We start from the raw sequence: 8,899 nt of genomic DNA on the forward strand, positions 1-8,899 counted from the left end.
ATATTTACTGATATAATAAGCATATTGTTTACATATTTTAAATAAACATTTCTTATAATACGGTAAATTGATAAATTTACTGTACAATATTTTTTAGTTACGACCGCTTCCTATGGTATGTTGGAATAAACACATCCCAAAGAAAGTTGACAAGTGCGAACACAGTCTTATAAATAAAATTCTGGAGAACTCACGTGAGTAATAAGCACATTGAAGTCAAACAAGTAGCTGGTTTTATTGGTGCTGAAATCAGTGGTGTAGACCTTTCTGCTCCTTTACATGATGAAGCAGTCAAAGAAATTCGTGAAGCACTATTGAAGTGGAAAGTTATTTTCTTTCGTGGTCAAAACATTGATCATGCAGCCCAAATTGCCTTCACTGCTCGTTTTGGGGAAGTAACCTATGCTCACCCCCACGAAGATGAGCCAATTGAAGGTTTCTCGCAAATTCTGCCCATTGATCGCAGCCGCTATGAACGCCGTAATGGTTTGCGCCGTTCCAGCTATGAAAGCCGTTGGCACACTGATGTAACAGCAGCTATCAATCCACCTGCGGCTTCAATATTGCGTGCAGTAAATGTTCCCAGTTTTGGTGGTGATACCCAATGGACAAATTTGGTCGCAGCCTACGAAGGTTTGTCAGCACCTATACGTGCATTAGCAGATACATTAAAGGCAGAACATCGTTTTAATGCTCGGTTAAACATACCCGGCAACAGCAAGCTTGCCCAACGCATTGCCGCCAATCCCATAGTTTCAATTCACCCAGTAGTCAGAGTTCATCCAGAAACAGGTGAACGCGCATTGTACGTAAATCCAGGCTTTACTTCCCATATTCTGGATGTATCACGACAAGAAAGCGATCTGTTATTGGAGTTGTTCTTTAATCAGATCACTAAACCTGCTTACACCACCCGCTTCCGATGGAATAACGGTGATATAGCGTTCTGGGATAATCGTGCAACCGCGCATTTAGCTCCCCAGGATTTGGATCATATAGAAGTAGAACGTGTACTCTATCGCACCACCATCACAGGAGATATTCCTGTTGGGGTAGATGGTTTCCGTTCACAAGTTGTTGAGGGTGAGGTGTTTAATAGCGAATTACCAACTGCCTTGAAGCAACGATCAGAAAAATTGCAAGCAGAACCAGTGCTTTCCTAAGCTAACTTGGTTTCAATTAACCTCTACCTAACCCCTATCCGACGCGGAGAGGGGCTGAAATATCAATCAAAAATTAATGATATTGAAATGGTTTAAAGATGCTAAAAGAAATAACACGCCGTGAATTTATGACTACAGCTGCTCTGACAAGTGGTTTTGCCGTAGCAGTACAACCTGTTTTAGCGAAAGTGATTTCTACAGATACTCAAGGATTAATTGCGGGAGTGGTGAAAATTCCCGTCAAAGATGGGGAAATTCCAGCTTACAGAGCGCAGCCTGAGCAGGGTGAAAATTTTCCCATTGTGTTGGTAATTCAGGAAATATTTGGGGTACATGAACATATACAGGATGTTGTTCGTCGCTTGGCTAAGTTGGGGTATTTAGCGATCGCACCAGAACTATTCATTCGCCAAGGTGATGTATCAAAATTAATTAACATTGACGAAATTCGCGCCATTGCATCCAAAGTTCCTGATACTCAAGTATTATCAGATTTAGATGCTACCGTTGATTGGGGAGTAAAATCAGCAAAAGGTAACGGTGATAGGTTAGGAATTACGGGTTTTTGCTGGGGAGGTCGAATCACTTGGTTATATTCTGCACATAATCCCCAAGTAAAAGCAGGAGTAGCTTGGTACGGTAGAGTAGTAGGTAATGTAACAGAACTACAGCCTCAACAACCTGTTGATATTGCTTCTGAGTTAAAAGTCCCCGTGTTAGGACTCTATGGAGGTCAAGATACAGGTATTCCATTAGATACAGTAGAACAAATACGAGAAAAACTGAAATCTAGCAGCAGTAAATCGGAGATAATTGTTTATCCCGATGCACCACACGCCTTTTTTGCAGATTATCGCCCTTCCTACCGCGAAATCGAAGCCAAAGATGGTTGGCAAAAACTCCAAGGATGGTTTAAACAGTATGGAGTATGAGTAAAAATCTTTGTAGAGACGTTTCATGGAACGTCTTTACATCTAAACTACATCTAAACTACATCTAAAATTTATACTGCTTATCAACCTACCTAAATACTACCCATGTCCGAAAATTATCGTTTTGAAACTTTACAAATCCATGCTGGACAAGAACCAGCACCTGGCACGAATGCCCGCGCTGTACCAATTTATCAAACCACTTCCTACGTTTTTGATGATGCTGAACATGGAGCGCGGTTATTTGCTCTCCAGGAATTTGGTAACATTTATACCCGGATCATGAATCCGACAACGGATGTATTTGAAAAAAGAATTGCAGCTTTAGAAGGGGGTGTAGCAGCTTTAGCTACTGCAAGCGGTCAATCAGCGCAATTTTTGGCAATAAGTACGATCGCTCAAGCAGGAGATAATATTGTTTCTACCAGTTTCCTCTATGGAGGAACTTATAACCAATTTAAAGTTTCTTTGCCCCGATTGGGAATAAACGTCAAATTTGTGGAAGGAGATGATCCCGAAAATTTCCGTCAGGCAATTGATGAAAAAACCAAAGCCCTGTACGTTGAAACCATTGGTAATCCCCAATTCAACATTCCAGATTTTGCCGCTTTAGCCCACATTGCCCATGAAAACGGCATTCCTTTAATTGTAGATAATACTTTCGGTGCTGGTGGTTATTTAGCTAGACCAATAGAACATGGTGCAGATATTGTTGTCGAGTCTGCTACTAAGTGGATCGGTGGGCATGGTACATCTATTGGCGGCGTGATCGTTGATTCTGGTAAATTTGATTGGGGTAAGGGCAAATTTCCCCTTTTTACCGAACCTTCCCCCGGTTATCATGGATTGAATTTTCAAGAAGTTTTTGGGAAAGGCAGTCAATTTGGTAACATTGCCTTTATTATTCGCGCCAGAGTCGAAGGATTACGAGATTTAGGAGCAGCATTGAGTCCATTTAATGCTTTTCTATTACTACAAGGATTAGAAACCCTTTCCCTGCGTGTAGAACGTCATGTCAGCAATGCTTTACAATTGGCTAAATGGTTAGAACAACAAGAGCAGGTAGCATGGGTTAATTATCCAGGACTTCCCAATCATCCATATCATGAACGAGCCAAAAAATATCTCCGACATGGCTTTGGAGGAGTTCTTAATTTTGGTATCAAAGGTGGATTAGAAGCAGGTAAAGCCTTTATTAGTAATGTGAAATTAGCCAGTCATTTAGCAAATGTTGGTGATGCAAAAACCCTTGTTATTCATCCTGCTTCTACAACCCATCAACAACTAAGTGATATTGAACAAATTTCGGCTGGTGTAACACCTGATTTAGTGCGGGTATCTGTGGGAATTGAACATATTGATGATATTAAAGAAGACTTTGAACAGGCATTTGGAAAGGTGAAAGTTGACAGTTGACAGGGATAAGAAGCAGGGGAGCAGGGAGCAGAGGAGAAAAATCTTCCTCCTTGCACCCTGCACCTTTTCCTCTTTACTATTCCCTATTCCCTATTCCCTACTCTATGAAATACTTAGACTTCATTTCACCAAAAACCCAGTTTTATCAATTGTCAGCACCATTTTCATTAGAATCTGGTGAAGTATTAATTGGTGTTCAGGTTGCTTATCGTACCTGGGGAAAATTAAACGCGAACGGCGATAATGGAGTCTTAATTTGTCACGCGCTCACTGGTTCTGCTGACGCTGACAACTGGTGGGGAGATTTGTTTGGTGCAGGGAAAGCCTTTGATCCTGACCAGGATTTTATCCTATGCAGCAACATTTTAGGAAGTTGTTACGGTACAACTGGAGCAACTTCTATTAACCCAAATACAGGAAAGGTTTATGGTGCATCTTTTCCCAGAATTACAATTCGGGATATGGTTAATCTCCAAGCTGTACTTGTAGAATACTTGGAAATTAAGTCTCTACAATTGGTAATTGGTGGTTCACTGGGTGGGATGCAAGTTTTAGAATGGGCTTTATTATATCCAGAAAAGGTGAGAGCAATTTCACCAATGGCTGCACCAGGAAGACATTCAGCCTGGTCTATTGGTTTGAGTGAAGCACAAAGACAAGCAATTTATACTGATCCAAATTGGCAAGGAGGAAACTATACAATTGATGCACCTCCGAATCAAGGACTAGCAGTAGCACGGATGATGGCAATGATTACCTATCGTTATTGGGAGAGTTTTACAAATCGTTTTGGCAGAGAGCAGGATGAATCTAATCAGTTTGCCATATCCAGTTATTTACAATATCAAGGTCAAAAACTAATAGAACGTTTTGATGCTAATACTTATATTACATTAACTCATGCAATGGATGGTCATGATGTTAGTTGGAATAGGAAAGATTATCAATCAGTTTTGCAAAGTATTAAACAACCAACTTTAGTTGTAGCGATTGATTCTGATGTTCTTTATCCTCCAGTAGAACAACAAGAATTAGCAGATTTAATTCCTCATGCTCAATTGAGAGTTCTTAAATCAACTCATGGACATGATGCGTTTTTAATTGATATAGAAGTATTGAATGAAATGGTAGTTTGTTTTAGGTTAAAATAAGTTTTGTTTAAAGTTTACTAATTAACGGACTAATAAATTTATGGCTTTAATTAATCAAAGAGTTGATGTTCCTGTAATTGTGGATGAATCTAAATGTTTAGAAAAATGTGTTGCTTGTATTGAGGCCTGTCCTTTGGATGTATTAGCAAAAAATCCAGAAACAGGAAAAGCCTATATGAAATATGATGAATGTTGGTTTTGTTTACCCTGTGAAAAGGAATGTCCTACAAAGGCAATTACTGTACAAATTCCTTTTTTATTACGGTAACTATAGCTGAAAAAACCTAGTATAGTAGTGCAAGCATCTTGCTTGCATACCCTATGGAAATTAAAAATACAACAGTTTAAAAAGCAATCAAAGAGTTAGTAATTTTTATCAGAAGTGAAAATGTTGACAGATACAAATTTAGAGTTAAATCAATGGTTGGAAATGTTGCAATCAGTGAACGAGGGCGATCGCCTAGTTGCGGTAAAATCTCTACAGCATTTAGGAGAAGATACCACAGTTGACGCTTTAATTATCGCACTCGAAGACGAAAGCACCGCAGTCCAAAAAATCGCAGTATCCGCACTTTGGGAAATTGCTAATCCTCAAGCAGTTCCAGCTTTATTAAAAACTCTTGCTTCCCCAGATATAGAAGTTCGCACTGAAGCATTATCAGCTTTAGGTGAATTAGTCACCACCGATCATGTTTTGTTATTACTGGATGCACTACATCAAGAAAATATCAACCTGCAAATTAACATTTTAATCTTATTAAGGAAGATACATGATATTCAATCTCTACCTGCGGTGTTATCTTTTTTTGATTCCAAATATCCAGAATTGCGAGAAGCTGCTATTACAACTTTGCGCTATTTAAACCAAGTGCAAATATGTCCACCAGCTTTATCTTTAATTAATGATTCTGATGATAATGTCCGTCGTGCCACTGCATTAACTTTAGGACATTTAGCAGATCAAGAAATTGTAGATTTATTAACTAAAGCACTAATTTCTGATATTGATTGGCAAGTGCGACGCAATGCAGCGAAATCTTTAGCAATTCACGCTAATTCAGCAGCAATTCCGGCTTTGAAAATCGCGCTAAAAGATGAACATTGGCAAGTCAGAAAATTTGTACTTCAAGTATTACAAAAAACGCCACATATTGAGTTGTTATCTGCATTAATTGAAACATTAACAGATGAATATTCTGATGTGAGAAAAGAGGGAGCTATTGCATTGGGTAATTTAGGTATTTTTGATGCTTTAAATGCTCTCCAGCAAGCACTAGATGATCCTGATCGAGATGTTTGTATTTATGCAGAAAAAGCAATTAAAAAGATTCATAATTTAGTTAGTTAAAGATGTACAAATTTGCCCCTGCTTGGGAACAAGAAACAATAGTATTTGGTGCTTCTCAACCTGGATATTCAAATCAACAGGTAGAAGATTGGATTGAGTTTATGAAAAGCCAAAATATTCAGCGAGTTTGCTGTTTACTTAGTGATAAACAACTAGCTAATTATGCTCATATTTTAGATAAATATGAGCAAGAATTTGGTAATGAAAAAATTTGTTGGACACCAATTGAGGATTTTCATTTATGTGATTTAGAATCATTAATACAGAAAATCCTGCCTTTTTTAATTACAGCAAATCAACAAAATGAAAAGGTAGTTGTGCATTGTGCTGGTGGAATTGGCCGCACTGGACATATATTAGCAGCTTGGTTAGTTAGTGTACGGGGATTTTCTAATCAAGATGCGATTTCTGCTGTAAAGAAAACAGGAAGAAATCCTCATGAAGCTATAATTGCTGCTCCAATATTAGGGAAAAATCCGTTTCAAGTTGCAGAAGAATTGAATATGTTACTGAATAATTGTCGTGTAGCATTTTCAACCATTAATATTACTGAATTTGTATAGGAATTACGCAAAATGTAACTGAAAATATGATTCTTGAGTAGGGGTAATTCATGAATTACCCCTACTTTCGTTCTGTTTTGCGATCGCTACACTTACCCAGATCATCGGACAATCGGAAAAAATTGTCAGTTCCCATGTATGAAGAAGTAATTGAGCGATTTTTGGAAGTAAAAGCTACACAAAGCCGGGAAGTAGTGACTGTAATTGAAATACTTTCTCCTAAAAATAAACGTTCTCAGGAAGGTAAGCTAATGTGCAGCACTCACTGTATAATTAAAAAACCTGAAGTTACAGTAGCACAAGCATCTTGCTTGTATTAATTATTCAAGTTAAAGGCACAACAGCTTAGAACAGTCTACGATCTTCTGAAAAAGAAAGTTGGGTAAGGGAGATTTTAGAGAATATTTAGACAGTGTAATAAGCTAATGTGCAGCACTCACTGTATAATTAAAAAACCTGAAGTTACAGTAGCACAAGCATCTTGCTTGTATTAATTATTCAAGTTAAAAGCACAACAGCTTAATAGATGATAATCTGGACTAAGAGGTTATTTGAAAAATGGTTATAGTTAACATAATTAACTCCCGGAAAATCAAAATGAATTAAATTGAGTGTTGGGTTAACCAAGCTTCTAAATCAGCAACACTAGAAAAGTCTAATAATGCCTCCCCTAAGTTTTCTAACTGTTCAATAGATAATCCTGTAATTCGCTCGATTAATAACGCATCAATTTCACCAATTCGGCGATGTAGTAGACGCAATATTAAGTCTTTTTCTCCTTCCTGTCTTCCTTCCTGTCTTCCTTCTTGTCTTCCTTCCTGTCTTCCTTCTTCTTTAACCTGTTCTCTATTTCTTTGATAAAGTGGTTCTAGTCGCATAATTAACTCCCTATCATCTGTTTCTAGTTCTTGATTTACTCTCAAATTTTCGCGCAAGTTGTAAACTAATTCCAGGGTGGCTTTTTGGTAAGGGTGATCTAATGGTAACGCTTGCAACTCGATAATTGCTTGTGATTGTACGCTTCCCCTACCCAAAAGCCTTAACCATAAAGTTTCCGGTGTTTGTGGTAGTTGGTGTATGACCACAATTGCTGTTCGCAAGGCATCTGCTAAAAAGTGTACTCCCGATAACCAATCTTCTTTTTGGATAGTTCTAAAGCTAGATAAACGAGTTTCCGAGATAGTGGGGGTTAAAATCCACAATTTAGGAATTTCTGACTCCTGAAGTTTGATTTTATTGGCTTTGGCTTCTCGTCGCAATAAAGCCTTGACTTCTAATAACTTGAGAATACAGTCGCAGATTTCATCGCTAGAAGCTGGATTGCGGTATGGTTCTATTATTGCGGGATTTTCGGCAAGTCTTCCTAGTAAACCCAGTATTTGTAATTTAGAACTGTGTTGTTTAGCAGGTGTGAATAAAACATCTATTTCTTTAATCTCTCCTGAGACTTTTTCTGATGCTTTGACTTCTCCGTAATCTTTTAATAATTCTTCTAGATAGTCTTTGGCGAATTTATCATGTATAAACCTAGTCATTAAATTTTAATTTTGAGTAAGATATGGGAAATGACTTAAACTCCTATTATATAGCAGTTATGAATTTTCCGTAAGAGGATGTTTGAATTTTTTTTGGTAGAGAAGAAAATGAAACCGCCGGATTTAGATCCCTGACTTCTTTGAATGATATTCATTATTTACAAAAAATTTAATTAAGAAGTCGGGGATCTTTCGTAACTGGCTTAACTTATCTTCATTATTTGTTAATTTTTCTGATTTGTTGCATAGCATCTTGATAGTCTGTTTCTTTACCTTCTTTTTTATATATATTTGCGGCTGTTTGAAAATCTTTAATTGCACCCTGCTTATCTCCTAATTCATTACGGACAATTCCCCGGTTGTTGTAGGCTAGGGCATCGTTAGGATTAATCTTGATAGCTTGGGTGTAATCATCTATTGCTCCTGGCTTATCTCCTAATTCCTTACGGACATTTCCCCGGTTGATGTAGGCTAGGGCATAGTTAGGATTAATCTTGATAGCTTGGTTGTAATCTGCTATTGCTCCTGGCTTATCTCCTAATTCCTTACGGACATTTCCCCGGTTGTAGTAGGCTTGGGCAAGGTTAGGATTAATCTTGATAGCTTGGTTGTAATCTTCTATTGCTCCTGGCTTATCTCCTAATTCCTTACGGACAATTCCCCGGTTGTTGTAGGCTAGGGCATAGTTACGATTAAACTTGATAGCTTGGTTGTAATCATCTATTGCTCCTGGCTTATCTCCTAATTCAGAACGGACATTTCCCCGGTTGATGTAGGCTTCGGCATAGTTA

Annotated in this window: 10 protein-coding genes; 8 read left to right on the forward strand and 2 right to left on the reverse strand. The window is 38.0% G+C overall.

Annotated features, from left to right (window positions below; all coding sequences use genetic code 11):
- The first annotated feature begins 194 nt into the window (after positions 1-194).
- The 8 genes from H6F32_RS16400 to H6F32_RS16435 all read left to right on the forward strand — a co-directional run bounded on the left by H6F32_RS16400 (position 195) and on the right by H6F32_RS16435 (position 6,893).
- Entirely contained in the window at positions 195-1,163 is a 969-nt protein-coding gene (locus H6F32_RS16400; RefSeq protein WP_190370378.1) for a TauD/TfdA family dioxygenase, read from the forward strand.
- A 98-nt stretch (positions 1,164-1,261) separates the two neighbouring features.
- Positions 1,262-2,095 (forward strand): dienelactone hydrolase family protein, encoded by an 834-nt coding sequence (locus tag H6F32_RS16405; protein ID WP_190370379.1) that lies wholly within the window; start codon positions 1,262-1,264, stop codon positions 2,093-2,095.
- Positions 2,096-2,200: 105 nt separating this feature from the next.
- A complete protein-coding gene (locus H6F32_RS16410; RefSeq protein ID WP_190370380.1) occupies positions 2,201-3,511 on the forward strand; it encodes an O-acetylhomoserine aminocarboxypropyltransferase/cysteine synthase family protein in 1,311 nt (436 codons plus the stop codon).
- Between the two features lie 104 nt (positions 3,512-3,615).
- Positions 3,616-4,662 (forward strand): homoserine O-acetyltransferase, encoded by a 1,047-nt coding sequence (gene metX, locus H6F32_RS16415; protein WP_190370381.1) that lies wholly within the window; start codon positions 3,616-3,618, stop codon positions 4,660-4,662.
- A 40-nt stretch (positions 4,663-4,702) separates the two neighbouring features.
- Entirely contained in the window at positions 4,703-4,930 is a 228-nt protein-coding gene (locus H6F32_RS16420; RefSeq protein WP_190370382.1) for a ferredoxin family protein, read from the forward strand.
- A gap of 120 nt (positions 4,931-5,050) precedes the next feature.
- The gene (locus tag H6F32_RS16425) at positions 5,051-6,010 is read left to right on the forward strand and encodes a HEAT repeat domain-containing protein (RefSeq protein WP_190370383.1); all 960 of its coding nucleotides are present in this window, start codon (positions 5,051-5,053) and stop codon (positions 6,008-6,010) included.
- 2 nt (positions 6,011-6,012) lie between these two features.
- Complete coding sequence (locus H6F32_RS16430; protein WP_190370384.1) at positions 6,013-6,573, forward strand: dual specificity protein phosphatase family protein; 561 nt, start codon at positions 6,013-6,015, stop codon at positions 6,571-6,573.
- 50 nt (positions 6,574-6,623) lie between these two features.
- Positions 6,624-6,893, forward strand: a complete 270-nt coding sequence (locus H6F32_RS16435) for a DUF4058 family protein (RefSeq protein ID WP_190370385.1) — start codon at positions 6,624-6,626, stop codon at positions 6,891-6,893.
- Between the two features lie 282 nt (positions 6,894-7,175).
- Here the strand turns inward: H6F32_RS16435 and H6F32_RS16440 are convergent, their stop codons facing one another.
- The gene (locus tag H6F32_RS16440; protein ID WP_190370386.1) at positions 7,176-8,108 is read right to left on the reverse strand and encodes a DUF4351 domain-containing protein; all 933 of its coding nucleotides are present in this window, start codon (positions 8,106-8,108) and stop codon (positions 7,176-7,178) included.
- A 217-nt stretch (positions 8,109-8,325) separates the two neighbouring features.
- Positions 8,326-8,899 (reverse strand): tetratricopeptide repeat protein (locus tag H6F32_RS16445; protein ID WP_190370387.1); only part of this gene is annotated, 574 nt, incomplete at its 5' end.

The sequence above is a fragment of the Anabaena sp. FACHB-1237 genome (assembly GCF_014696225.1).
GTDB lineage: Bacteria > Cyanobacteriota > Cyanobacteriia > Cyanobacteriales > Nostocaceae > FACHB-1237.